Source organism: Actinomadura mexicana (genome assembly GCF_900188105.1).
In the GTDB taxonomy this organism is placed as follows: Bacteria; Actinomycetota; Actinomycetes; order Streptosporangiales; family Streptosporangiaceae; genus Spirillospora; species Spirillospora mexicana.
In genome coordinates, this window is the sequence record NZ_FZNP01000001.1 from 597,981 (window position 1) to 623,415 (window position 25,435).

Consider the following 25,435-nt stretch of genomic DNA (forward strand, 5'->3'; position numbering starts at 1 on the left):
GAGATAAGTGTCGGACGTGGCGTGGTCGCTGCCTTTCGAAGATCAGTCCCGCCTCGTGCGGGCCCTGTGGGAACTGGAGACCGTACGCAAGCGCACCTCCCGTGACCTCTGCGTCTCCCTTCTGGAACGGCGGCTGGGGCATCCTCTCCCGATCGCTCGGGACGACAAGGACATCACCGACGTCTGGCATCTCGTGGATTCGTGTCTGTCCTACCCCGGGGCGTTCCACGCGCTGATCGAGATCGTCGAGGAGTTCCACCGCGGGAGCATCCCCATGGGCGAGCTCCGCGGTCTCGTCGAGGAGTTGCTTCCCGAACCGCTGCTGCGCCCGAAGGAGCGCCGGGAACTCGACAGGCTCCTGCGGATCCTGGGCGACCCCGTCTCCGAGGCCGTCGAGCCGGCGACGATCCGGGCGATCTACTGGGGGGTCACAGGCCCTTCCGGCCCCGCCCTGGCCGCCGACCCGGGCGATCTGTGGAGCGTTCTGGCCAAGCTGGAGGACCTCACCCTCAGCGTCGAGGGCATCCCGCCGCTGGTGGCCTTCGTCGAGGGGCTCGCCGCCCACGCGGCCGGCCCCGCGGCCGCCGGGCTGCGCGCCTGGGCCGACCGGCTGGCGCGCCGGCTGGGATCGGAGCGCGGGCTCCCACCGGCGCCGCGGCGCGAGGTGCCGGCCTCGCGGGATGCCCGGACGCGGAGCTACCTCGTCATCGAGCTCCGACGGGACGGCGCCGTCCCCGACCGCTACCTGGCCTCCGCGTGGCTCCAGGTGGACGGCGAGCACGGGCTCATGCTCCGTTGCGACGACGAGCCCATCCCTCTCGACCGGTTGCCCGGACTCGTCAAGGAACTGCTGAGCGAGAACCAGCACGTCGCCAACCGGCCGACGCCGGACCTGACGCTGGAGTTCGTGCTGCCGGTCGACATGCTCGGCACGCCGGTCGACCAGTTGCGGATCACCGTGGACGGGCTGGAGCGGCGCCTCGGCATCGAGCACCCGGTGGTCGTCCGCAGCCTCGACCGGATGCGCAGGCCGGCCTACCACCACCACTGGCGCCGCAAGTGGGAGTGGCTGCGCGACAATCCCCACGGCGCCAAGGTGTGCTGGGTGACACAGCCCGGGCAGTACGGCGGTGAAAGCCTCTACAGCATGCTGCTGTCCGAACCGTCGTCGGTGTGCATGGCCATGGCCTTTCCCCCGCGCACGGACGGGCCGGACTCCGTGGAGCTGCGCGCCGCGCTCCAGGCCGGGGCGCCGATCGTCACCTGGTGCCGGCGCGGCCGCGATCCGGAGCGCTTCGCCCAGGAGTTCCAGGAACTGCTGGACGCGGGGGCGATGGATCTGCCCGACGCCGTGCTGGCGCTGCGCCGGCAGGCACTGCGCACGCTCGACGGGGACGGCGGCGGCGCCCATCTCGGTCTCGACCTGACGCTGGTGTTCGACGACGCGGACCGGCTGCCCGAACCCTACGTGCGCCTGAGCGCCCCGGCCTGACCCCTGGAGGTACCTGTGGCGAAGACGGACACGACCGCGGGCGAAGAGTCCGGGGACTGGGAGATCTACCGAGGTGACGCCAGGCCGCACGACGGCCTGGCGCGACTGCCCGATCCGCCGCCCTGGCGGCGGTTCGACGCGGCGGACGGCGAGCCCCGGCTGCCGGGCGGCGGCCCGGAGCGCGCCCTGTCGTACCGTCCGAAGCCCAACGTCGTCACCATGGTGAACGTGGCCCTGCGCCTGCGGCGGCCCCTGCTGGTCACCGGTAAGCCGGGGACGGGCAAGTCGACGCTCGCCTACAACGTGGCGCACGAGCTGGGCCTCGGTCCCGTACTGGACTGGCCGATCACCAGCCGGGTCGCGCTCCAGGAAGGGCTGTACCGCTACGACGCCATCGGCCGCCTGCACGAGACGAGCCTGCGCCAGGCGGTGGCCCCCGGGGCGGCCACCGAGGCCCCCGACATCGGCCGCTACATCCGGCTCGGGCCGCTCGGCACGGCCCTGCTGCCGCAGCCGCGCCCCCGCGTGCTGCTCATCGACGAGCTGGACAAGAGCGACATCGACCTTCCCAACGACCTGCTCAACGTGTTCGAGGAGGGCGGCTTCACGATCCCGGAACTCGAACGCCTCCCGGAGGACCAGCCGGTCGTGCACGTCATGCCGGCCAAGGGGCCGGACCGGGTGCCGGTCGGCCGCGGGCGGGTCCAGTGCACCGCGTTCCCGCTGGTCGTCATCACCAGCAACGGCGAGCGGGAGTTCCCCCCGGCGTTCCTGCGCCGCTGCGTCCGGCTGGTGATCGAGCCGCCGAGCCCCGAGGAGCTCGCCGAGATCGTCGAGGCGCACCTCGGCGGGGCGGCGCGCGCGGCGAGCGCGGACCTCATCCGGGAGTTCCTGGATCGCCGCGAGCAGGGCGACCTGGCCACCGACCAGCTTCTCAACGCGGTCTTCCTGAGCACGACCGGCTCCCGGCCGCCGGGGACCGCGCTCCAGGACATGGTCAGGGCGATCCTGCGCCCGCTGGGCGCCGCCGGCTCGGGATGATCTCCCGGCTGATCGGGGCGCTGGAGGCGCTCGATCCCCCGCTCACCGCGGAGGAGGTCGCCGACGCACTGTGGCTGGCGCTGTCCTTGCCGGGGCCCGCGGCGCCCGCCGGGCAGGACCCGCCGCCACCCGGCCCGGAGGAGGAGCCGGACCCGCCCGCCGGGCCCGTCGCGGCCGAGCCCGCTGCCGCCGAACCGTCCGCGCCCCGCCGGCCGGTCCGTCCCGCGTCGTCGGTCGCGCAGGCGGGGCTGCACCTGCCGGTGCGGGGGTCCGCGCCGGGGGACGCCGTGCGCACCCCCGCGGCGCCCGCGCTCCCGCACACGCTGAGCCTCGCCCGCGCGCTGCGGCCGTTGCGGGGCAGGTTCTCGTCCCGGACCGTGGAGAACCTCGCCGAAGAGGCGACGGCGCAGCGGATCGCGGAGACCGGCGTCTGGGAACCTGTCATGGAGCCCGCGCCGGAACGGTGGCTCGACCTCGCGCTCGTGGTGGACGGCGGCCCGTCCATGGTCGTCTGGACACGGCTCGCCGCCGAGCTGCGGACCCTCATGGAACGGCTGGGCGCCTTCCGCGACGTGCGGATGTGGCGGCTCGACAACGATGACGACGCGCTCGTCCTGCGCACCGCGAGCTCGCCCACCGGGCCGGGGCGCAGCCCGGACGAGCTGATCGACCCGGCGCACCGCCGCGTGGTGCTGGTCTTCACCGACTGCATCGGACCGGCCTGGGGCGACGGTCGCGCCGCCGCGGTCGTCGAACGCTGGGCGCGGTCCGCCCCGGTCGCGATCCTCCAGCCGCTCCCCCAGCGGCTGTGGTGGCGGTGCGCGACGGCGGTCGAGCCGGTGTGGCTCGGGGCGCAGCAGGCCGGGACACCGAACGCCCGGCTCACGGTTCGGCCGCGCGAGGAGCCCGCGGTGCCGCCCGGCGTCGCCGTGCCCGTGATGGAGCTGGAGCCACGCTGGCTTCGCCCCTGGGCCGAGCTCGTCGGCGGCGGGGCGGAGCGGATCGCGGCGATGGCCGTGTTCACCGGCGCGCCGTCCCGCGAGGCCCGGCGGGATGCCGGGGACGGGGACGGGGACGGCAGCGACCCGTCGCCCGTCGAGCGGGTGACGCGCTTCCGGGCGGCCTCCTCGCCGACGGCGTTCCGGCTGGCGGCCTACCTCGCAGCGGCTCCACTGCGGCTGGAGGTCATGTCGCTGGTCCAGAGGGCCATGCTCCCGGAGGCGACGTCCGCGCACCTGGCCGAGGTCTTCCTGGGCGGCCTGCTGCGCCGCGCCCGCCGCACCTCGGACCCGGAGGGCATCGAGTACGAGTTCCACGACGGGGTGCGGGACGTCCTGCTCGGCGGTCTCGGCCGCACGGAGGCGATGAGCGTCCTGCGCAACGTCTGGGACGTCGTGCGCGGACGGTGGGGGTCCACCCAGGACTTCCCCGCGCTGCTGCGGGCCATCCACCAGGGCGCCGAGGACCTGCGGCAGGATCCACCGTTCGCGCAGGTCGCGGCGCGGGTGCTCGCCCGGCTCGGCGGACGGTACGCACAGATCGCGGAGCGCCTGACGCAGGGCGGCGCGGGAGGCGGTCCCGGCACCGCCGTCCCGGACGGGGCCGGGGCCGGGCCGGCGGCCGGCGAGGGACCCGCGCGGGAGGAGTCCGAGGAGCAGGACGCCCAGGCGCCGCTGCTGGGCGGCGGGCTCCCGGCGCGCAACCCCGACTTCACCGGCCGCGACGCCCTGCTCAGCGACATCCGGACGGAACTGACCGGCGCGGTGACCTCCCTGCTCCCCGCGGACCCGCGGCGGCTCGGAGGGCAGGGCAAGTCGCAGCTCGCCGTCGAGTACGCCCACCGCCACGCGGGCGACTACGACCTCATCTGGTGGGTGCCCGCCGAGCGGACCACGCTCGCGAGGTCGTCGCTCGCCGAGCTGGCCCGGCGACTCGGCACCCCTCTGAGCGACGAGGTCAACCGGACCGTCGAGCATCTCCTGGACGCGCTGCGCGCGGGACCGGGGCGGCGGCGCTGGCTGCTGATCTACGACAACGCCACCGACCCCGACGAGATCGTCCCGCTGATGCCCGTACGGCCGGGGGAGCCCGGCGGACGGCTGACGACGGCCGTCCCGGGCGGGCACGTTCTGATCACCTCCCGGGACCGCCGCTGGGCGGAACGCACCGCCGCCGAGGAGGTGGGCGTGTTCGAGCGCGCGGAGAGCATCGCGCTGCTGTGCCGCCGCGTGCCCGGCCTCACGCCCGCCGACGCCGACCGGCTCGCCCGGCGGATCGGCGACCTGCCGCTGGCGGTCGAGCAGGCCGCGGCATGGCACGCCGTCACCGGCCGGACGACCGCGGAGTACCTGCGGCTCCTGGACCACCGGCTCCGCGGGAAGGCCCGGCCGAGCCTTCCGCCGGACTATCCGGCGGAACTGGCCGCCACGCTGACCCTGGCGTTCGAGCGGCTGCTGGAGGACGCGCCAGCGGCAGGGCGGCTGCTGGAGCTGTGGGCCTTCTTCGGGCCCGAGCCCGTCACCCGGAACCTGCTGTCGGCGGGCGCCGCGGGCGGCCTTCCCCTCGACCTGGAGGAGACGCTGGGAGACGCCGGCCTGCTCCGGGCGGCGATGGCCGGCATCAGTCGCTACGCCCTCGGCCGGTTCGACCCGGACCTGTGCAGCCTTCAGGTCCACCGGCTCGTGCGGACGATGTTGCAGACCAGGCTCTCCGAGACCGGCCGCCGGACCGTCCGGGACCGGGTGCACCGGATCCTCGCCGCCGCGACGCCCCCGTCGCCACCGGACGACGAGGCCACCTGGGCGATCAGGGCGGAGATCGCCCCGCACGTGGTGCCGTCGGGTGTCATCGGCGGCGCGTCCACCGAGGTCCGCGGGGTCGCACTCGACCAGATGCGCTACCTGTACCTGCTCGGCGACTTCGAGGGCAGCCGGGTCCTCGCCGAACTCGCGTTGGAGCACTGGCAGCGAGAGCTCGGGCCCTACGACGAGTCGGTGCTCATCGCGGGCCGCGAGCTCGGCACCGTGCTGCGCGCGCTCGGGGAGGTGGCCGCGGCGAACCGGCAGAACGCCGACATCTACCGGAGGACGGCCGAGCGCTTCGGGCACGGCCACTCGCTCACCATGCGCGCCGCCCGCAACGTCGCCGCCGACCTGCGGCTTCGGGGCGACTTCCGGGCCGCCCTCGACCTCGACCAGGACACGCTGCGCCGCTCGGTCCGGTTGTTCGGCAGCGGTCACGTCGAGACCCTCGTCGTCGCCAACAACGTGGGGATCGACCTGCGCCTGCTGGGAGAGTTCGACAAGGCCCGGGCGCTCGACGCCGGCTCCGTCGAGCGGCTCCGCGCGAGCCTCGGTCCGCGCCACCGCAACAGCCTGCTGGCCGTGAGCCAGCTCGCCCGTGACCTGCACGGACTGGGAAACTACCGCGAGGCCGCGGCGCTGCAGCGCGACGTTCTGACGACCATGCGGGAGACGCCCGTGTCCGAGCACGCGTTCATGCTGCACACGGAGATGAGCCACGCCGTCACCCTGCGGAAGCTGGGCTTCCACGCCGAGGCGATGGCGCGGGCGGACGACACGCTGCGGCTGCACACGCAGCGCTATGGCGAGCGGCATCCCGACACCCTCGCGGCGCGGCGCGTGCTGGTGGCGGCCTGCCTGGCGGCGGGCGACGCCGGGAGGGCGCGCGAGCTCGGGGAGGCGGCCCTGGCCGAACACCGCCGGGTCATGGGCATGGACCATCCGTTCTCCCACGCCTGCGCCGCGGACCTCGCCATGGTGCTGCGGAGCCTCGGCGACCACGAAACGGCGCGCGTCCTCGACGACACCTCCGTCCGCGAGCTGCGCGCCGCGCTGGGCGCCGACCACCACTTCTCGCTCTGCTGCTCGGTCGGGCTCGTCCACGACCTGTTCCACATGGGCAGGCTGGAGGCGGCCCGCATCCGGTCCAACGAGACCTGGGAGCGGTTCAGGAGCCGGTACGGCCCCGACCACGTCTACACGCTCGCGTGCGCTCACAACCACCGGGTGATCTGCGACGTGCTCGACCTGGAAGGCCCCCGAGGCGACCCCGTCGGCGCTCTGGCGGACGTCCTCGGGGCCGGGCACCCGGACGTGAGGCGGGCCGAGGAGGGACGTCTACTCGACTGCGACATCGCGCCGACCCCGCTCTGAGCCAGGCAGACCGGCGTGCGGCGCACGGAACTGAGGAGGGGCAGCGGACCATGCTTCCCGATTTCGACGCCACCGGCCCTCTCTGGCGCCCCTCGGGGCCCTGCGTCATCGTCGGCTGCGACATCGCGGGTTTCGGCGACGCGGCGCGGACCGACGACGTGCGCCGGCACATGCGCGACGCGCTGTACCGCCATCTGGACGTGAGCCTCGCCGCCGCGGGCGTCTCACCGGCCGACTGCTACCGGGAGGACCGCGGCGACGGCGCGATGATCGTCCTACGGCCCCACCTGGAGGTGGAGCGGGTCCTGGTCGACGTCGCCGACACACTGCGGGCCGAACTGGGCCGCCACAACAGGGTCGCCGCCGAGATCGCCCGGATCCGGCTGCGGGTGTCGGTGCACACCGGGGAGGCCGTGTTCGACGGCCACGGACTGGTGGGAACGGCCGTGAACCACGCCTTCCGCATCCTCGACGCCCCGGCCTTCAAGGAGGCGCTCGGCGAGTCCGGGGCATGGTTCGGACTGGTCGTCTCCGAGCGCGTCCACTCCGACGTCGTCCGGCACGCCAAGGGAAGGATCATTCCGGAGGACTACCGGCGGATCGAGGTGTCGGTCAAGGAGACCGACACCTCGGCGTGGGTCAGGGTACCGGGCACAGGCGGCCGCCCCGAGGCGCATCCGGAACTGGCGGCGGGTCCACCGCGACCGCCGGTCCCGGCGCCGCCGCCGGACGGAGCGGGCCGGCCGGCGGTCTTCGATCTGGTCGACCGCATGCTGGAGGTGCCGCTGCTGTCGTCCCCGCAGGGGCGCGACCAGGTGGTCGGCGCCCTCCGTCGTGACGTCGCCGCCGCGATCACTCGGCAACCGGGCGCTCGGATGGACTGCTTCGCCATCCTCACCACGTGCCTGGACTATCCCGGCGGGCTGAAGGAGCTCGTCGACGTCACCAGGGGGCTGGCCGGGGAGTCGCTCTCCGTCCACCGCCTGGAACAGGCCATCGTCCGGATCCTGTGAGCCCCGCCGGATGGGCCGGGGAGGGTCAGGCGTGCTCGGTGCGGAGGTGGTGCTTGAGCGTGGCCAGTTCGAGGTGCGGCGCGTAGCAGCGGTCACAGGCCCAGACTCCGCTGGGTATGGTGACGCCGCGCGCCGTCGCGTCCTCGCGCGCGCACAGCAGGTTGTAGGACTGGACGAGGCGCCGCCACGTCCGCCGGACCGCCGATGACATTCCCGCTCCCCCTCTGAGCCCATTTTGGTCCTTCTTGGGCTCAGCATAGGGTAACGGGAATGTCAAGGCGAAACGCCGGACATCACTGCCCGATCTTCACGCCCGGCTCACCGTACCGGTACTCCAGGGGCCGGACCCCCCGGCCGCCGGGCACGTTGGCGCCCCGGCGGATCATGCCCGTGGGCAGGATCGTCCGCCCGAAGCTGTTCACGAACATCATCGCGGCGGCCGCGTACAGCGCGATCACCGCGGCAGCGACGAACAGCCAGCCGCCGACGTCCAGCGGCCAGGTCGAGCCCACCCAGAATCCGGCCGCGGTGAAGCCCGCGCCGACGGCCAGGCAGCCCCACACCAGGGCCGTCATCAGGTTCTCGCCGAGCGCGGCGAGCGCGCCCAGGCCGGTGATCACCGCGAGCGGGATGAACCAGAACGCGAAGCCCTGATAGGCGGTACCGAGGACCGGTGCGAGCGCAACCGGCGCCGCGCCGATGCTCACCAGCAGGAACAGCAGGCCCCAGCCGATGAAGAACGCGCCCCACATGCCGTGCATCGCGGTGGCCACGCCGTCGCGCGCACGGTAGCCCCACATGCCGGCGAGCAGCTGCGCGATGCCGCCGAAGGTCAGCACGAACGGCCACAGGATGAGCGGAGTGCCGGCGCCGCCGTACCAGCCGGCCTGCCACGCGCCCACCATCATGGCCGCGGCGGCGAGCCCGAACAGCCCGAGGATCGACGGCGCCGCGATGGGCTGCAGGAAGACGCGGGTGCGGTCCTCCCAGAGTGCGTGCTCACCGGCCTGGTCCGCGCCCCGCGGGGGCGCCATCGCCGCGCCGCGTCCCGGTGCGGCCGCGCCGTGCGCCGGCGTCTCCGTGTCATCCGCGGGCATCGCCGATCCCGTGTGCTCGCCGGGCATCGGCGCGGATTCGTGCTCTCTACGCCTTGCCATGAGATCCCCCTCTGCATCGGAGAGCTGTAAACCCGTCCTAACCGTGTTCTAGCAGGTCAAACGGCATGTGACCGTTTCCTGAAGAGGTTCGCGTTTGCGCCGGGCACCCTTTGCCGGGTGCTGACGCGGGCATGGTGATCCGGTGGCTCGGCCGCTCGGAACGCGGAGGTCCGGCGGCTCAGTGCTCCGGCGGCTCAGCGGGGCGGCGGCTCAGCGGGGCGGCGGCTCAGCGGGGCGGCGGGCAGTGGATCTCCAGGCCGGGGGTGGTGTGCCAGCCGATCAGCGTGAACAGCCGCTCGATGTGCAGGGGGACCCCGTGCAGGACGAGGAGGCCGCCGCGGTCGTGCAGGGCGCGGGCGGCCTCGCTGAAGGCGCGCAGGCCCGCGACGTCCATGAACTCCACTCCCGCCAGGTCGGCGTGCAGGTCGCCGGACGCGCGCTCCTGGACGGCGCGCAGGGCCCGCGCGACCTCGGCGGTGTTGGAGACGTCGACCTCCCCGGCGAGCAGCACCCGGGGCGCGCCCGACGCGGCCGTGATGCGCAGCAGCGCGGAGTCGTGCTCGACGATGTCGTAGCGGGGAGCCTCCCGCGCACCGGGGTCGGGGCCGCCCTCGCCGCCGGTGGTCCGCCAGACCGTCATCTGCTCCTCACCCTCAACGGAGCGCCGCCGCTACCGTGCGCGGCCCCGTGTATGCAAGGCTCTCACCTGTCGGGACCTTCTGGACCCCACCAGAGCGGAAAACCACGATCGGAAGCCATTTCATGGACGAGAAGGCGATCCTGGAACGTATCAACGATTTCATCGAGGAGGAACACGCCCTCCGGCAGGCGCACGAGCGGGCCGAGACCTCCAGCGCCGAGGCCCAGGAGCGGCTGCGGGGCCTGGAAGTGGCCCTCGACCAGTGCTGGGATCTGCTGCGGCAGCGGCGGGCCCGCCTCGCGGCGGGACAGAACCCCGATGACGCCCAGGTCCGTCCCGCCGGCGAAGTGGAAGGCTACCGGCAGTAGCGCCTCACGGGCCCGTTCACGGGACCATCCAGCCGAGCACGCCGGTGGACTGCAGGCCGGAGAGCAGGCACATCCCGGCGAGGAACAGCAGGCTCCACAGCACCACGCGGCGGAAGATGTCGCCCTCGCGCCCGTCCAGGCCGACGGCCGCGGCGGCGATGGCGAGGTTCTGCGGCGACACCATCTTGCCGAGGACGCCACCGGAGCTGTTGGTCGCCGCCATCAGCACCGTCGACAGGTCGGCCTTGTTCGCCGCGGTGACCTGCAGGGAGCCGAACAGCGAGTTGGACGAGGTGTCCGAACCGGTGACGGCGGTGCCGAGCCAGCCGAGGATCGGCGACAGCAGCGCGAACGCTCCCCCCGCCCCGGCCATCCACGTCCCGAGCGTCACGGTCTGCCCGGAGGCGTTCATCACGAACGCCAGTGCCAGGACCGCCATGACCGTGATGATCGCCCACCTGAGCTGGACGAGGGTCGTCCAGTAGGCGCGCAGGGCCCGGCCGAGTCCGACGCCGAGGGCGGCCATGGTGATCAGCCCGGCGACGAGCATCTGCGTGCCGGGCGTGGTCAGGTAGTTGAAGGTGAAGGTCGGCAGAGCCAGCGGCTTGCCGGACGGGCTCGTGAGGTGCAGGCCCGGCCAGGAGAACGTCCGGGTCGCCCTGTCGAGGAGGTCCTTGACCGGCCCGATCTGGCAGACGACGAACACCGCGATGATGATCGCGTAGGGCGCGTAGGCGCGGGCGGCCTCGGCGCGGGAGTCCCCGCCGTGCCCTGCGCCGTGTCCCTCGCCGTGCCCCCCGTCCCGTCCCTCGACGCGGGCGGCGAACTCCGGGGTCGGCTCGTCCGCCGCGCCGCCCGCGACCGGAGCGGGCTTCGCCGGCGCCGCCGACGGACGCAGCCGGACGGCCAGGACGACGGCCGCGGCCGAGACCAGCGAGGCCACGACGTCGGCCAGCGGCACCGAGATGAAGTTCGCGGTGGCGTACTGGGCGACGCCGAACGCGGCGCCGCACAGCAGGGCGACCGGCCAGGTCTCGCGCACGCCCCGCCGCCCGTCCACGATGGCGACGAGGACGAGCGGGACGAACAGGGCGAGGATCGGGGTCTGCCGCCCCACCATGGCGCCGAGCGTGTCACTGGACTCGCCGGTGACCTTGCCGAGCGTGAGGATCGGGGTCGCCATCGCGCCGAACGCGACGGGCGCGGTGTTGGCGGTGAGGGCCAGCACGGCGGACTTGAGCGGCGGGAAGCCGAGCGCGATCAGCATGACGGAGGTGACCGCCACCGGCGTCCCGAACCCGGCCAGGGCCTCCAGCAGCGCGCCGAACGAGAACGCGATCAGCACCGCCTGGAGCCGGCTGTCGTCGCTGACCTGCGCGAACGAGCGGCGCAACACGTCGAAATGGCCGGTGGCGACGGTGATGTTGTAGACCCAGAGGGCGTTGATGACGATCCACAGGATCGGGTAGAAGCCGAACGCGGCGCCTTCGGAGCCGGCGAGGAACGCCTGGTCGGCGGGCATGCCGTAGGTCCAGACGGCGACGGCCAGCGCGACGGCCAGCGCGATCAGGGACGCCTGCCACGCGCGCATGCGCACGCCGCCGAGCAGGACGAACAGCACGGCCAGCGGCAGCGCGGCGACCAGGGAGCTCCAGCCGAGCGAGTCGGCGACGGGATCGAGGACCTGCTGGTACACGGCGATCACCTCGCGGGGTAGTGGTCGCCCCCGAGCACATCATCCCTACCCGGCCCGATGACGGAGATCACCTTGATAGTGAACTTTTCAATCGGTCAGAGCTCCCGGAGAAGCCGGGCCGGGGTGACGGGCAGGTCGCGGACGCGGATGCCGGTCGCGTGGTGGACGGCGTTGCCGACGGCCGCCGCCGCGCCCACGATGCCGATCTCGCCGATGCCCTTGGCGCCCATCGGGTTCAGGTGCGGGTCGGACTCCTCCACCCACGCGGCGTCGATGTCGCGGATGTCGGCGCAGGCCGGGACGTGGTACTGGGCGAGGTCGCGGTTGAGGTAGTCGCCGAACTCCCGGTCCATGACGCTCTGCTCCATCAGCGCCATCCCGACGCCCATCGTCATCCCGCCGATGAACTGGGACCGGGCCGTCGTGGGGTTGATGATCCGGCCCGCGGCGAACACGCCGAGCATCCGGCGGACGCGGACCTCGCCGGTGTCGGCGTCCACCTCCACCTCGGCGAACTGCGCGCCGAACGCGTGCCGGGCGTACTCGGCCCGGGCCTTGAGCTCCTCGCCGGTGTCGGCGGACGCCTCGACGCCCTCGGGCGGGACGGCGCCGTTCAGCTTGCCGCGCAGGGCCTCGCAGGCGCGGACGACGGCCGTGCCCCAGCCGGCCGTCCCGGCGGAGCCGCCCGCCACCGACGCCTTGGGGAACGAGCTGTCGCCGATCTCCATCCGGACGTCGGCGAGGTCCTCCTTGAGCGTCTCGGCGGCGATCAGCGCGAGGGCGGTGCGGGCCCCGGTGCCGATGTCGGCGGCGGCGATCCGGACGGTGAACGTCCCGTCGGGCTCGGCGCGGGCCGTGGCCCGGTTGGGGCGCTGGTAGGCGGGATAGGTGGACGCGGCGACGCCCGTGCCGACGAGCTTGCGGCCCTCCCGGCGGACTCCGGGTTCGGGGGCGCGCCCGGCCCATCCGAAGCGTTCGGCGCCCTCGCGGAGGCAGGCGACCAGGTTGCGCGAGCTGAACGGCAGCCCGCTCTCCGGCTCCCGGTCGGTGTCGTTGCGCACCCGGAGCTCGACCGGGTCGATGCCCGCCGCGACGGCCAGCTCGTCCATCGCCGTCTCGAGCGCGTACATGCCGGGCGTCTCCCCCGGGGCGCGCATCCAGGACGGTGTGGGGACGTCCAGGGCCACCACCCGGTGCGACGTGCGGCGGTGCGGGGCCCGGTAGAGCATGCGCGTGGGCGTCGCGGTCTGCTCGGCGAACTCCTTGACGGTGGAGGTCTGCTCGGCGACCTCGTGGAGGATCGCGTTCAGCCGTCCGTCCTCGCCGGCGCCGAGCCGGAGGCGCTGGATGGTCGGGGTCCGGTAGCCGGTGGTGGCGAACATCTGCTGGCGCGGGACGGCGAACTTCACGGGACGTCCCGCGGCGCGGGCGGCCATCGCGGCGAGCACGACGTTCGGCCGGGGCGTCCCCTTGGACCCGAACCCGCCGCCGACGTGCGGCGACACGACGCGCACCCGGGAGGGGTCGAGCCCGAAGATCTTTGCGATCATGGACTGGACGGTCGACGCGCCCTGGTTGGAGTCGTAGAGCGTGAGGGTGCCGTCCTCGTCCCACTGGGCGATCGTGGCGTGCGGCTCCATCGGGTTGTTGTGCTCGGCCGGGGTCGTGTAGACGGCGTCCACCCGCACGGCCGAGTCTGCGAACGCCTTCTCGGGCTCGCCCTGCTCGGTGTCGGCGGGGAACACCGGGTTCACCCTGTCCGGCTTGTAGAGGCCCGGATGGTCGGCGCGGAGCCGCACGTCCGGCGCCTCCTCGGTGTACTCGACACGCAGGAGGCGGGCCGCCTCCCGGGCGGTCTCCAGGGTCTCGGCGACCACGGCGGCGACGAACTGGCCGCGGTAGGAGACCGTCCGCGACTGGAACAGGGCCAGTTCGCCGTCGGAGGTGTCGCTGAGCTCGGGGGCGTTCTCGCAGGACAGCACCGCGAGCACCCCGGGCAGCCTCAGCGCGGCCTCGGCGCCGACCGACCTGACCTGCCCCTTGCCCACGCTCGCCTGGACGGCCGCGGCGTAGGCGGCGTTCGGCACGGGGTACTCGAACGCGTACCGCGCCGTCCCGGTGACCTTCTCGCGGCCCTCCAGCCGGTCGGTCATGAGTCCTCCGTAAGTTCGGTCAGCGTCCGGACGATCAGGTTGCGCGCCAGCGGCACCTTGTAGGCGTTGTCGCGCAGCGGCTCGGCGGCCTCCAGTTCGGCCTCGGCGGCGCGCCGGAAGGACTCCTCCGTCGCCTCCGCGCCGCGCAGGGCCTCTTCGGCGCGCCGCGCCCGCCACGGCTTGTGGGCGACGCCGCCCAGGGCCAGCCGGACGTCCCGCACCCGGCCGTCGGCGACGTCCAGGGCCGCCGCGACGGAGACCAGCGCGAACGCGAACGACGCGCGCTCGCGGACCTTGCGGTAGCGGGAGGGCACGCCCAGCACGGGGACCTCCACGGCGGTGACGAGGTCGCCCGGTTCGAGCGTGGTGTCGCGCTGGGGTTCGTCACCCGGAAGCCTGTACAGGTCCTCGATGGGGACGGTTCTCTCTCCCCCGCGCCCCCGGATGCGTATGGACGCGTCCAAGGCGGCCAGTGCGACGGCCATGTCGGACGGGTGCGTCGCCACACAGGCGTCCGAATGGCCCAGGATCGCGAGGTTGTGGTGCTCCCCTTCCCGCGCCGGGCACCCGCTGCCCGGGATGCGCTTGTTGCAGGGCTTGGAGGTGTCCTGGAAGTAGGAGCAGCGGGTCCGCTGGAGCAGGTTGCCGCCGGCGGTGGCGAGGTTGCGGACCTGGCCGGACGCCCCCGCGAGCACGGCCTGCGCCAGGACGGCATGGCCCTCGCGCACGGTCCGGTCGGCGGCGATGGCGCTGTTGGTCACCGCCGCGCCGATGGCGAGGCTCCCGTCCGGCCGCAGTTCGATCTGGTCGTGCGGGAGATGTGCGACGTCGACGAGCCTGGCCGGCTCCTCCACGCCGAGCCGCATCAGGTCGACGAGGTTGGTTCCGCCGCCCAGGTAGACGGCTCCGTCCTGCTGGCGCCGCAGAGCGTCCTCGGCGCTGGTGGCGCGCTCGTATGCGAAGGGCCTCATGCCTCGGCCCCCTCCCTGCGCTTCGCGGCCTGCCTGAGGGCCGCGACTATGCCGACGTAGGCGCCGCACCGGCACAGGTTGCCGCTCATGCGCTCGCGTATCTCGTCGTCGTCCAGGACGGGATCGGCCCCCAGGTCGCCGGTGACGGCGCTGGGCCAGCCGCGTTCGGCCTCGTCCAGCATCCCCGTGGCGGAGCAGAGCTGGCCGGGCGTGCAGTACCCGCACTGGAACGCGTCGTTCTCGATGAACGCCTGCTGGACGGGACTGAGCTCTCCGTCCCGCGCCAGCCCCTCGACCGTGACGACGTCCGCCCCGTCATGGGCGACGGCCAGGGCCAGGCACCCGTTCGCCCGGCGGCCGTCGAGGAGGATGGTGCAGGCTCCGCACTGGCCGTGGTCGCAGCCCTTCTTCGACCCCGTCAGGCCGAGTTCCTCGCGCAGGACGTCCAGGAGTGAGGCTCGGGTATCGACGTGGAGCCGGTGCTCCGTCCCGTTCACGACCAGGGTGACGTCGGCGTGCACCGGAGTGGCTTCGCTGTCCATGCCCGGGTGCCTACCCCGGATCTCCCGCCGGTCACCGGACCTCGGCGGCCGTCCGCGCCGTTCCCCGGTGTCCGGCGATCAGTCGTCGTTGTCGGTGAGGATCTCCACGACCTGCCGGGCCGTGTCGGTCGGCAGCGGCGAGGGCAGCCCCTTCCACTTGCGGGACGCCGCCATCGCCGCGGCGCCCGCCCCTCCCCCGTACACGGCGGCGGTGACGAACGACGCCAGCTCGGGAGGCAGCTTCTTCTCCAGCAGCAGCACGTTCATCCGGTAGGTGGCCGCGGTCGCCATGACCCCGAAGGCCCCGGCCACGGCCCCCAGGCGCAGCGCCGGGATGCGCTGCCTGGCCTTATCGATCATCTCCTGCTGCGCCGCCTCGACCACACGCCGGGCGAGCACGAGGTTCTGCTCCAGCGGGTCGTTGGCCGCGGCAGGTTTGCGCGACTCCGACATGACCTCGGCTTACCCGCAGATTGGGAGGAGATTCCGGCAAGCAATATGTCACTTTCAGTGACTTTGCAGGTGCTGTAGGTTGCCGAACCGGACCCGACAGAGAGGCCGGTTGATGCAACCCTTCGAGCTGCCCGACTTCTACGTCCCGTACCCCGCGCGTCTCAACCCGCATCTGGAGGGCGCGCGCCGGCACACGATGGCGTGGGCGCGCCAGATGAAGATGCTGGACGCCGACCGCGACCCCGGCACCCCCGACATCTGGGACGAGCGCGCACTCGAAGCGATGGACTACGCCCTCCTCTGCGCCTACACGCACCCCGACTGCGCCGCCCCCGAACTCGACCTCGTCACCGACTGGTACGTCTGGGTCTTCTACTTCGACGACCACTTCCTGGAGGTGTTCAAGAGGCCGCGGGACCAGGAGGGCGCCCGCGCCTACCTCGACCGGCTGCCGCTGTTCATGTCGCTCGACCCGCCCGAACCGGTGAACGCCGTCGAGCGCGGGCTCGCCGACCTGTGGGCGCGGACCGTCCCGGCCCGGTCGGACGCCTGGCGGCGCCGCTTCTCGGCGAGCACCCTGAACCTGCTGCGCGAGTCGCTGTGGGAGCTGTCCAACATCAGCACCGGCCGGATCCCGAACCCGGTCGAGTACATCGAGATGCGGCGCAAGGTCGGCGGGGCGCCGTGGTCGGCCGACCTCGCCGAGCACGCCGCGGGCGTCGAGATCCCCGAACGCGTGGTGGCGACGCGGCCGCTGCGCGTCCTGAAGGACACCTTCTCCGACGCCGTCCACCTGCGCAACGACATCTTCTCCTACCAGCGCGAGACCGAGTCCGAGGGCGAGGTCAACAACTCCGTCCTGGTGATGGAGCGCTTCCTGTCGGTCGCGCCGCAGGTCGCCGCCGACACCGTCAACGACCTGCTCACCTCGCGGCTGCGCCAGTTCGAGAACACCGCGGTGACCGAGCTGCCGCACGTCTTCGAGGACCACGCCCTCGACCCGGCGGAGCGGGCGGGCGTCGCGGCCTACGTCAAAGCCCTCCAGGACTGGCAGTCCGGCGGCCACGAATGGCACCTGCGGTCCAGCCGGTACATGAACGACAGGTCGCTCGGCATGTCCGCCGCCCGCATCCCCGCCCTGCTGAAGTCGGCGCGGATCAGCCTCCCCCACGTCCCGTTCCAGAAGGTGGGGCCGACGCCGCTGCCCGCGTTCGACATCCCCTACACGGCCCGCGTGAACCCGCACCGCGAGCGCGCCGGACGCAACCTGCTCGCCTGGGCGCGGGAGATGGGCATGTTCTCCCCCCACCCCCGGACGCCCGTCCCCGTGTGGAGCCCCGACCGGCTCACCGGGATGGTGCTGGAGGTCTGCGCCGCGTCCCTCGCCCCGGACGCCGGTCCCGAGGAGCTCGACCTCGGCGTCCAGTGGCTGGCCTGCGGCACGTTCGGCGACGACTTCTTCCCGGCCGTCTTCAACCGCGACCGCGACATGGCGGGCGCGAAGGCGTTCAACGCCCGCGTCCCCCGGTTCATGCCGCTGGACTGCGGCGCCGCCCCCGCCCCGGAGAACCCGTTCGAGGCGTCGCTGGCGGACCTGTGGCCCCGCACCGCCGGGCCCATGGACGACCGGGGCCGCCGCGAGTTCCGCGCGGCCGTCGAGCACATGGTCGAGAGCTGGGTGTGGGAACTGAACAACCACCTCCAGTCGCGCGTCCCCGACCCCGTCGACTACGTCGAGATGCGCCGGCACACCTTCGGCTCCGAGCTGACGATGAGCCTGGCGCGCATCGGGCGCGCGGACGAGATCCCTCCGCACGTCTTCGAGACCCGCACGCTGCGCGAGATCGACGCCTCCGCGATGGACGTCGCGTGCCTGCTCAACGACTGCTTCTCCTACCAGAAGGAGATCGAGTACGAGGGCGAGCTGAACAACGGCGTCCTCGCCGTCGGGAACTTCTTCGGCTGCGGGCGCGACGAGGCGCTGCCCATCGTGGGCGACCTCATCACCTCGCGCCGCCGCCAGTTCGAGCACCTCGCCTGCGGCGAGCTCCCCGCCCTCTGCGACCTGCTCGACCTCGACGAGGCCGCCCGCACCGCACTCTCCTCGTACGTCGAGGAACTGCGCGACTGGATGGCCGGCATCCTCAAGTGGCACCGCGAGACCGACCGCTACGACGAGCGCGAGCCCACCTTCCGGCTTCCCAAGCCCGCCGGCCTGGGAATGTCGGCCTTCCACCTCTTCGCGCGCGCCGCCCGCTGAGCGGCGCCCCCCTCGGGCCGCCGCCCCGGTCCCCGCCCGGGGCGGCGGCCCGAGGGGCGAAGCACGATGCTGCGCCGCCAAGCTGTGTTGAAATGCTCTGCGATGTGCGGACATGTGCCCTGCGTCCGGTGAGAACGCCGCGACGAGAGGAGAGGGCTTGCCATCCCCATCGCGAGAATCCGTTTCGCAGCAGTCCCACCCGCAGCAGTCCCACCCGCAGCAATCCCACCCGCAGCAGTCCCGGCCACAGGAGTCCCACCCGCCCGACGACCGGCGGCGCCGCTTCGAGGACGTCTACGCGGCCAACCGCGCCCGGATCCTCGGGTACGCGCTGCGCCGCACCAGCGACCCGCAGGACGCCGCCGACGTCCTGGCGGAGACGTTCCTCACCGCCTGGCGGCGGCTCGACGACGTCCCGCCCGGCGACCAGGCCCGGCTCTGGCTGTACGGGGTGGCCCGGCGCGTCCTCGCCAACCACCACCGCGGCGAGCGCCGCCGGTCCGCCCTGGCCGCCGACCTCGGCTCCCGGCTGCGCGACGGCCCGGCCGGTGAGGACGCGTCCGGCGACGGCCTGACGGACGTGGGCACCGCGTTCCGCGGCCTGCCCGAATCCGACCGCGAGCTGCTGGCCCTGGTCGGCTGGGAGGGGCTCGGCAACGGCGAGATCGCGACCGTCCTCGGCTGCTCCCGCAACGCGGTGCGGATCCGCCTGCACCGCGCCCGCCGCAGGTTCGCCCGCGCACTGGCCCGCATGGACGCGGACGCCCCCGCAGCCTCCACGCCCGCAGCGCCCTCGCCCGCAGCGCCCTCGCCCTCCGCGCCCCTCCAGGCCGCGCCCCGCCATGCCCCGTCCCTGCCTGCCGCATCCCTGCCTGCCGCGTCCCTGCCTGCCGCGTCCCTGCCTGCCCAGGGGCGGCGGATCCCGAACGGAGACCCCACATGAACCGCGACATCGACCCGCTGATCGCAGGGCTCGCCTCGGTCACCGACCGGCAGGCCGAGGCCCTCCTGCCCGAGGACGCGGCCACCGCCCTCGCCGACCGCATCGCCGCGACCGCGGTCCCCTCGGCCCCCGCGCGCGGGCGGCGCTCGCCGGTCATGCTCGTCGGCCTCCCGCTGGCCGCGGCGGGCGTCGCCGCCGCCGCCGTCACGGCGGTCGTGCTGACCCGCGACGGCGAACCCGGCGCGACTCCGGGCATCACCCCGACGAGTCCGCGCGTCGTGCTGGCCGCGGCCCTGACGTTCACCCGCAAGGGCGGCTACATCGACGTGCGCGTCCGCGACCCGCTGGCCGACCCGAAGCGCTACCAGGAGGAGTTCGCCGCCCACGGCCTCAAGGTCACCCTGTCGATGGTGCCGGCGTCCCCGTCCATCGTCGGCACGGTCGTCGCGATGGACACCAGCGAGAACACCTCCGGGCGCGACGTCACCACGATCACCGCCAAGGGCGAGTGCGAGACCGGCGGCGGAGGCGACGTCTGCCCGGTCGGCGTCCGCATCCGCACCGGTTACAAGGGCACCGCCTCCATCACCTTCGGACGGGAGGCCCGTCCGGGCGAGCAGTACAACAGCAGCGCCCCCGCCACCGCCCCGGGCGAGGCCATGCACGGCATGACCTACCGCGGGCACCGCGTGGGAGAGGTGCTGGCCGCCCTGCGAAAGCGGCACGTCACGGTGCCGGAGTACCGCGCCATGGAGGGCGACACCAGCAACGTGCGGAAGCCCGGCCAGATCCCGCCCACGTGGTACGTCCACAGCGCGGCCCCCTGGGCCGAGAACCAGGTCCTCCTCTTCGTGGGCCCGAACCCCACCGAGGACGCGGGCGGCGCGCCGCCCGCGTCGGCGCCTCCCGGCGCACCCGCCTCGCCGAGCGCGACCCCGACCTCGTGACCAGCAGCGGACCGCCCCGGCCGGGGCGGTCCGCGCCGCTCCTGGCGTGATCAGCTCTGTGCGCGGCGGGAGAGCGCCCGGTCGAGGAGGACGGTCGGCACGACGGCCGCCGCCAGCCCGGCGCCGATCCACGCGACGGCGGTGAGTCCCGCGCCGGCGCTCAGGGCGGCCCCGGCGAGGACCGGAACCAGGCTGATGCCGGTCTGGAACGCCGAGACGGTGGTGGCCCCGGCGAGGGTCGGCGCCTCCGACGCGATGGCGAACACCCGCCCGTAGATGGGCCGGCGCCGAGGCGCGGAGGTCAGGAGGACAGCGTTTCGCGGACGGTCATCAGGGCGAAGCCCAGGAGGTTCTCGCCCTGCCACAAGGCGGGGTCTTCGGCGCGGGGGTCGTCGGCGGTCAGGCCTATCCCCCAGACGCGGTCCAGGGGGCTCGCTTCGACGAGGACGCGGTCGCGGGTGCCGGCAAGATAGTCGCGAAGATCTCTGTTCTGGGCGAACTTGGCCTCGCCGCCCTTGGTGACAATGGTCACACGATTGTCGCGCCATGTCCGCTCGTCGAAGTCGCGGACGCGGCGGCCGAGGTCTTTCGCGCGGCGGGGATGGGACGCGGCGATGATCGCGGCGGCCGTTTCCTCGTCGCCGAAGAGGCGGGCCTTTTCCGCCATCATGTAGTGCTCGGCGGTCGCGTAGGTGACGCCGCCGACGGTGAAGGGGGACGGCCACCACTGGCTGAGGTAGCCGCGACCTGGGGTCTGGTGTCCCCAGAAGAACAGGAACCTGAGGTGCGCCCCCTGCTCCCGGAGGCGGGTCAACTCGGCGACGTCCATGGGTGGAAGGGTGCCAGGGACGGCCGCCGCGGTCCATCCGGTTTCCCGCCGGGAATGGATGATCGATTGGCGTTGTTGACAGGTTTGCCGCGGCCCCGGGCGGGGATCGCGGTCTAGACCATTTTGCGGACCCGGCATCTCGCCGGGACCATCTATTGATCCGGCCCGGCTGAACAGGAGGACTGCGGTAACAATGGACAACGCCCTGGCGAACCCCCGGCGCACCAAGATCGACGCGTGGCCCGAATGGCGGCCCGCCGAACCGGACTCCGAGCGTCCCGCGGAGGCCGACATGTCCGAGGACGAGCTCGCCGCGCATTGACGGCCATCCGGCCGATAGATGAGGACCCGCCCGGCCCCCGGGCGGGTTCTTCGCGTCAGAGGACGTCCACCGCCAGGTCGCGGACGGTCTGCTCGTCCACCTCGACCCCGAGGCCGGGGGCGTCGGGGACGCGGGCCGTGCCGTCGCGGATCTCGACCGTCGGCCCCGCGTACGGGGACTCGATGAACTGGCGGCCGTTGAGGTCGACCGGGGTGTCGACGCCGAAGGCCGAGAAGAGGTGCAGGGACGCGGCGAGGCCGAGGTCGGAGTCGGTGAGGCCGGAGCCCATCAGCGCGACGCCGCAGTCCTCGGCGAGGGCGCACAGGCGGCGGGACAGGGTCAGGCCGCCGGTGCGCTGGACCTTCGCGATGGCGACGTCGACCGCGTCGAGGCGGACGAAGGTCGCCAGGTCGGACGGGTGGCGGAGGCTCTCGTCGAGGGCGACCGGGATCGGGCAGGCGTCGCGGAGGCGGCGCAGGCCCGCGATGTCGTTGGCCGGGAGGGGCTGCTCGAACGCGGTGACGCCGAGGTCCTCCAGGCGGTGCGCCATCGCGAGGGCCGCGCGGACGGTGTAGCCCTGGTTCGCGTCGACCCAGAGCGCCGCGGCGTCGCCCGCGTGGAGGCGGACGGCCTCCACGACGTCGGCGTCCTCGGGGCCCAGGCCGACCTTGACCTTGAAGGCGCGGTAGCCCAGGGCGCGGCCCTCGGCGACGCTGTCGGCCACCTCGGCGGAGGATCGGCCGGAGACGATCCACCCGAGCTCGATCGTCTCCCGGCGGCGCTGGCCCCACATGACGCCCAGCGGGACGCCGGCCGCGCGGCCGAGGAGGTCGTGCAGGGCGACGTCCACGGCCGACTTGGCCAGCGGCGCGCCGATGCTGAAGCCCCGGTTGACGGCGCGGTCGAAGGCGGCCGTCACGCCGTCGAGGTCCCAGGCGGGACGGCCGGTGATCGCCGGCGCGAGGTACCGGTCGATGGTGGTGACGATGGACTCGGCGGTCTCGTAGGTCCAGGCGGGCAGGGGGGTCGCCTCACCCCAGCCGTGCGCGCCCTCGGCGCTCACCTTGACCAGGACGCGCAGGCTGGGCCGCCCGGCGACGGCGACCGCGCCGCCGGACACCCCGAACGAGCGCCGGGTGGGCAGCGCGACGCAGAACGTCTCGACTTTTTCGATCTTCATTCACGCCTCCGGGAAGCGGGCGCCCGCGGGTCAGCCGGGCGGTGCGGTACTGCCGCGCAGCACCACCTCGCCCGCGACGCGCTCGATGCGGCTGCGGCGGTTGACCGGCTCGCGCAGGGCCAGGCTCATGACGCGCTCCCCCATCGCGTTCAGCGGCAGCGCGACGGTGGTGAGCGCCGGGGTCAGGTCGCGGACGATCGAGATGTCGTCGAATCCGGCGAGCGACATCTCCCCCGGCACTAACACGCCGTGGTCGCGCAGCGCGGCGAGCGCGCCGACCGCCATCACGTCCGTGACGGCGAAAACGCAGGTCGGACGGTTTTCGCGGCGGAGCAGCTCGGCCGCCGCCCGGTAGCCGCCGTCGCGGGTGAAGGGGGCCTCGACGATGTGCTCGGGCGCGATGCGGACGCCCGCGTCGGCGAGCGCCTCGGTGAACCCGCCGAGCCGGTCGTGGACGGTCGTCAGGGCGCGCGGGCCGGTCAGCACGCCGAAGCGGCGGTGGCCGAGGTCGAGCAGGGCGCGGGCGAGGGCGGCGGCACCCTCCCGGTTCTGCGGCAGGATGGCGTCGACCTTGAGGCTGCGGTGCCGGCTGAGGACGGCGACGCGGCCGCCGGTGCGCTGGTAGGGGTCGAGCTCGGCGGCCATCGCCCGCTCCCAGTCGCGGTCCTCGAAGCCGGAGCCGATGAGCAGGATCGCGCGGGCCCGCTGGGCGCGCAGCATCGCCACGTACTCGATCTCGCGCGCCGGGTCGCGGAACGTGCTGGCGAGCATCACCAGCATCCCGTACTCGGCGGCGGTGCGCATGACGCCGCGGGCCACGGCGGCGAAGTAGGGGTCGCTGACGTCGTGGCAGACCACCCCGACGGACTTGCTGGAGGAACTGGCGAGTGCCTGAGCGTGGGCGTTCGGGGTGTAGCTCAGCTCGGCCGCCGCGGCCAGGACGCGTTCCCGCAGGTCGGCGCGGACCTGGGCGGTCCCGTTCAGGACGCGGGACGCGGTGGCGAGCGAGACGCCGGCCTCCCGCGCGACGTCCTGCAGGGTCACGTACGCCCGGTCGCCGGTGCGCTCCCCCTCGGCCGCTTCCGTCATCCCCGCCCCCTCGGCCGGCACGGGCCCTCGCGGCGGGTTCCTGGCGAAGACCCTCTTGACCGCGGCGTGTGCCGGTTCTTACGGTACATCAGAAAGCGCTTTCTGAACGCGCTTTCCGAACCACCCCGTCCGGAGGAACCCATGGTGAGTCAGGGTACGACGGCCGCACCGCCCTCGGCGGGCGCGGCGGGCGTCGTGGAACGCGCCAGGCCCGGCGCGGGCGAACGGGTCCGCGACGGCCTGGAACGGTCGTGGCGGCCGGTCGCCCTGCTGGTGGCCTGCTTCGCCGCATGGTGGGCGATCAGCGCCTTCAAGCTGGTCGAGGCCTACCTCGTCCCCTCGCCCGGCGCGACGCTGCGGCTGATGGGCGACAAGTGGGGCTACATCTGGCACCACACGTGGGTCACCACGTACGAGACCCTGATCGGCTTCGCGCTCGCGGTGCTCATCGGCGTCGCGTCCGCGGTGCTCATGGTGTACTCGTCGACCGTCGAGCGCACCCTCTACCCGATCCTGCTGTTCGCGCAGGTCGTCCCGAAGATCGCGATCGCCCCGCTGTTCGTGGTGTGGCTCGGCTTCGGCATCGGTCCCAAGATCGTCGTGGCGGTGCTGATCGCCTTCTTCCCGGTGGTGATCTCGATGGTCGCCGGGCTGAAGGCGGTGGATCCGGAGATGCTGCAACTGTCGGCCACCATGGGCGCGAGCCCGATGGCCACGTTCACCAAGATCCGGCTGCCGGCGTCGCTCCCGCACCTGTTCTCCGGCCTGAAGGTCGCGGTCACCCTGGCCGTCACCGGCGCCGTGGTCGGCGAGTTCGTCGGCGCGAACGAGGGGCTCGGCTATGTGATCCTGCAGGCCAACGGCAATCTCGACACCCCGATGCTGTTCGCCGGGCTGCTGGTCATGTCGGCCATCGGCGTCGTGCTGTTCGTCGTCGTCGAGGTCGCGGAGAAGCTGCTGCTGCCTTGGCACGCCAGCCGCCGCGGCGAGGCCGTCACCACCACGTACTGACGGCGCCCCACACGCCCCCCGCCACCCGAACCGCCCGCCCGGAATCCGCCGGACGGGACGTCCCGACAGACCAACGGCCGAGCACAACCCACCCCTTTACGGAGGGCCGTCCTCATGAAACTCCGCACCCTCGCCATCGCCTTCATGGCTCCGGCACTGGCACTCACCGGCGCCGCCTGCGGCGGTGACTCCGGCGACAGCACGAGCGCCTCGGGCAAGAAGCTGACCAAGGTCACGCTGACCCTGAACTGGTACCCCTACGGCGAGCACGCGCCGTTCTACTACGGCAAGAAGAAGGGCATCTTCGAGAAGCACGGCATCGACCTGGAGATCAAGGCGGGCCAGGGCTCGCAGAAGACCGTCCAGGCCACCGGCGCCGGGCAGACCGACTTCGGCTGGGCCGACACGCCCGCGCTGCTCGCCGCCGTCGACAAGGGGATGCCGGTCAAGAGCATCGGCGTGTTCCTGCAGACGACGCCCGCGTCCGTGCAGTCGTTCACCTCGGCCGGGATCAGCAAGCCCGCCGACCTGAAGGGCAAGAAGATCGCCGGGACGGCCGGGGACGCGCTGGCGCGCACCTTCCCGGTGTTCCTGCAGAAGAACGGGATGAGCGCGAGCGACGTCCCCGTCCAGAACACCGACCCGGCCGGGAAGATGGCCGCGGTGCTGGCCGGGAAGACCGCCGGGCTCATGGGCTTCGCGAACGACCAGGGCCCGACGATGGCCGCCAAGTCCGGCAAGGAGGTCTCCTACCTGCGGTACTCCGACTTCGGGCTGAACTTCTTCTCCAACGGCCTGCTGGCCGGCGAGCGGAAGCTGAAGAGCGACGCCAAGCTGGTCAAGGAGATGGTCGCGGCCACGAGCGAGTCGTGGACGGCCGCGGAGTCCGACCAGGCGGGCGCCGTCGCGAGCATGGCGGGCGCGTCCGAGCAGCTGCCGCCCGACAAGGTGCTCACCGAGCAGTTCAAGACCACGCTGACGCTGCTGCACACCCCCGCGACGCAGGGCAAGGCGCCCGGCGTCAACTCCGAGGACGACTGGAAGCAGACGATCGCCACCTTCCAGCAGGCCGGGGTCATCGGGAAGGCGCAGGCGCCGTCGGAGTACTGGCAGGCGTCGGCCGCGCCGCAGACGTGACGGGACGAGCGATGAG

The 25,435-nt window shown here is 73.2% G+C and carries 23 protein-coding genes; 11 read left to right on the plus strand and 12 right to left on the minus strand.

Annotation, left to right across the window (positions count from 1 at the left end; genetic code table 11):
* Positions 1-7 precede the first annotated feature (7 nt).
* The 4 genes from CHC11_RS02515 to CHC11_RS02530 are packed head-to-tail and all read left to right on the plus strand — an operon-like array spanning position 8 to position 7,721.
* The gene (locus CHC11_RS02515; protein WP_089309904.1) at positions 8-1,492 is read left to right on the plus strand and encodes a VMAP-C domain-containing protein; all 1,485 of its coding nucleotides are present in this window, start codon (positions 8-10) and stop codon (positions 1,490-1,492) included.
* A 15-nt stretch (positions 1,493-1,507) separates the two neighbouring features.
* Complete coding sequence (locus tag CHC11_RS02520) at positions 1,508-2,533, plus strand: AAA family ATPase (protein ID WP_089309905.1); 1,026 nt, start codon at positions 1,508-1,510, stop codon at positions 2,531-2,533.
* Positions 2,530-6,708 (plus strand): FxSxx-COOH system tetratricopeptide repeat protein, encoded by a 4,179-nt coding sequence (fxsT, locus tag CHC11_RS02525; RefSeq protein ID WP_089309906.1) that lies wholly within the window; start codon positions 2,530-2,532, stop codon positions 6,706-6,708. Before CHC11_RS02520 ends, fxsT begins: the two co-directional genes overlap by 4 nt.
* Positions 6,709-6,758: 50 nt before the next feature.
* Positions 6,759-7,721, plus strand: a complete 963-nt coding sequence (locus tag CHC11_RS02530; RefSeq protein ID WP_089309907.1) for an effector-associated domain 2-containing protein — start codon at positions 6,759-6,761, stop codon at positions 7,719-7,721.
* Between the two features lie 25 nt (positions 7,722-7,746).
* On the opposite strand, the gene CHC11_RS02535 is transcribed toward CHC11_RS02530, so the two are convergent.
* The 3 genes from CHC11_RS02535 to CHC11_RS02545 form a co-directional block, all read right to left on the minus strand.
* Positions 7,747-7,932, minus strand: coding sequence for a hypothetical protein (locus CHC11_RS02535; RefSeq protein ID WP_089309908.1), 186 nt, complete (start codon positions 7,930-7,932; stop codon positions 7,747-7,749).
* Between the two features lie 82 nt (positions 7,933-8,014).
* Entirely contained in the window at positions 8,015-8,818 is an 804-nt protein-coding gene (locus tag CHC11_RS02540; RefSeq protein WP_089310281.1) for an acetate uptake transporter family protein, read from the minus strand.
* 286 nt (positions 8,819-9,104) lie between these two features.
* Positions 9,105-9,518 (minus strand): STAS domain-containing protein, encoded by a 414-nt coding sequence (locus tag CHC11_RS02545; protein ID WP_089309909.1) that lies wholly within the window; start codon positions 9,516-9,518, stop codon positions 9,105-9,107.
* 122 nt (positions 9,519-9,640) lie between these two features.
* On the opposite strand from CHC11_RS02545, the gene CHC11_RS02550 reads away from it, so the two are divergent.
* Positions 9,641-9,886, plus strand: coding sequence for a DUF2630 family protein (locus CHC11_RS02550; protein ID WP_089309910.1), 246 nt, complete (start codon positions 9,641-9,643; stop codon positions 9,884-9,886).
* Positions 9,887-9,902: 16 nt separating this feature from the next.
* On the opposite strand, the gene CHC11_RS02555 is transcribed toward CHC11_RS02550, so the two are convergent.
* The 5 genes from CHC11_RS02555 to CHC11_RS02575 form a co-directional block, all read right to left on the minus strand.
* A complete protein-coding gene (locus CHC11_RS02555; RefSeq protein WP_089310282.1) occupies positions 9,903-11,582 on the minus strand; it encodes an L-lactate permease in 1,680 nt (559 codons plus the stop codon).
* Between the two features lie 95 nt (positions 11,583-11,677).
* Complete coding sequence (locus CHC11_RS02560) at positions 11,678-13,735, minus strand: xanthine dehydrogenase family protein molybdopterin-binding subunit (protein ID WP_089309911.1); 2,058 nt, start codon at positions 13,733-13,735, stop codon at positions 11,678-11,680.
* Positions 13,732-14,706, minus strand: a complete 975-nt coding sequence (locus CHC11_RS02565; protein WP_089309912.1) for an FAD binding domain-containing protein — start codon at positions 14,704-14,706, stop codon at positions 13,732-13,734. The genes CHC11_RS02560 and CHC11_RS02565 overlap by 4 nt, the downstream gene beginning before the upstream one ends.
* Positions 14,703-15,248, minus strand: coding sequence for a (2Fe-2S)-binding protein (locus CHC11_RS02570; protein ID WP_245918666.1), 546 nt, complete (start codon positions 15,246-15,248; stop codon positions 14,703-14,705). Before CHC11_RS02570 ends, CHC11_RS02565 begins: the two co-directional genes overlap by 4 nt.
* A gap of 78 nt (positions 15,249-15,326) precedes the next feature.
* Positions 15,327-15,701 (minus strand): phage holin family protein, encoded by a 375-nt coding sequence (locus CHC11_RS02575; RefSeq protein WP_089309913.1) that lies wholly within the window; start codon positions 15,699-15,701, stop codon positions 15,327-15,329.
* Positions 15,702-15,813: 112 nt separating this feature from the next.
* Between CHC11_RS02575 and CHC11_RS02580 the strand changes: the two genes are divergently transcribed.
* The 3 genes from CHC11_RS02580 to CHC11_RS02590 all read left to right on the plus strand — a co-directional run bounded on the left by CHC11_RS02580 (position 15,814) and on the right by CHC11_RS02590 (position 19,851).
* Positions 15,814-17,961: a terpene synthase family protein gene (locus tag CHC11_RS02580; protein WP_218825906.1), complete on the plus strand. Its 2,148-nt coding sequence runs from the start codon at positions 15,814-15,816 to the stop codon at positions 17,959-17,961.
* 157 nt (positions 17,962-18,118) lie between these two features.
* The gene (locus tag CHC11_RS43655; protein ID WP_342749944.1) at positions 18,119-18,904 is read left to right on the plus strand and encodes an RNA polymerase sigma factor; all 786 of its coding nucleotides are present in this window, start codon (positions 18,119-18,121) and stop codon (positions 18,902-18,904) included.
* Complete coding sequence (locus CHC11_RS02590) at positions 18,901-19,851, plus strand: hypothetical protein (RefSeq protein ID WP_089309916.1); 951 nt, start codon at positions 18,901-18,903, stop codon at positions 19,849-19,851. Before CHC11_RS43655 ends, CHC11_RS02590 begins: the two co-directional genes overlap by 4 nt.
* Positions 19,852-19,901: 50 nt before the next feature.
* Here the strand turns inward: CHC11_RS02590 and CHC11_RS02595 are convergent, their stop codons facing one another.
* Both CHC11_RS02595 and CHC11_RS02600 read right to left on the minus strand, forming a co-directional pair.
* Complete coding sequence (locus CHC11_RS02595) at positions 19,902-20,117, minus strand: hypothetical protein (RefSeq protein WP_218825907.1); 216 nt, start codon at positions 20,115-20,117, stop codon at positions 19,902-19,904.
* 35 nt (positions 20,118-20,152) lie between these two features.
* A complete protein-coding gene (locus CHC11_RS02600; RefSeq protein ID WP_089309917.1) occupies positions 20,153-20,680 on the minus strand; it encodes a riboflavin biosynthesis intermediates N-glycosidase in 528 nt (175 codons plus the stop codon).
* 193 nt (positions 20,681-20,873) lie between these two features.
* Here CHC11_RS02600 and CHC11_RS43255 point away from each other — a divergent pair, with 193 nt between their 5' ends.
* The gene (locus CHC11_RS43255) at positions 20,874-21,002 is read left to right on the plus strand and encodes a hypothetical protein (RefSeq protein ID WP_281258267.1); all 129 of its coding nucleotides are present in this window, start codon (positions 20,874-20,876) and stop codon (positions 21,000-21,002) included.
* A 55-nt stretch (positions 21,003-21,057) separates the two neighbouring features.
* Here CHC11_RS43255 and CHC11_RS02605 read toward each other — a convergent pair whose 3' ends face one another.
* The gene (locus CHC11_RS02605) at positions 21,058-22,182 is read right to left on the minus strand and encodes a mandelate racemase/muconate lactonizing enzyme family protein (protein ID WP_089309918.1); all 1,125 of its coding nucleotides are present in this window, start codon (positions 22,180-22,182) and stop codon (positions 21,058-21,060) included.
* Between the two features lie 30 nt (positions 22,183-22,212).
* Positions 22,213-23,271, minus strand: a complete 1,059-nt coding sequence (locus CHC11_RS02610; RefSeq protein WP_089310284.1) for a LacI family DNA-binding transcriptional regulator — start codon at positions 23,269-23,271, stop codon at positions 22,213-22,215.
* Between the two features lie 141 nt (positions 23,272-23,412).
* Here CHC11_RS02610 and CHC11_RS02615 point away from each other — a divergent pair, with 141 nt between their 5' ends.
* The gene (locus CHC11_RS02615) at positions 23,413-24,282 is read left to right on the plus strand and encodes an ABC transporter permease (RefSeq protein ID WP_089309919.1); all 870 of its coding nucleotides are present in this window, start codon (positions 23,413-23,415) and stop codon (positions 24,280-24,282) included.
* 114 nt (positions 24,283-24,396) lie between these two features.
* Positions 24,397-25,419 carry an ABC transporter substrate-binding protein gene (locus CHC11_RS02620; RefSeq protein WP_089309920.1) on the plus strand — a complete coding sequence of 341 codons (1,023 nt, stop codon included), beginning with the start codon at positions 24,397-24,399 and terminating at the stop codon, positions 25,417-25,419.
* Positions 25,420-25,435 lie beyond the last annotated feature (16 nt).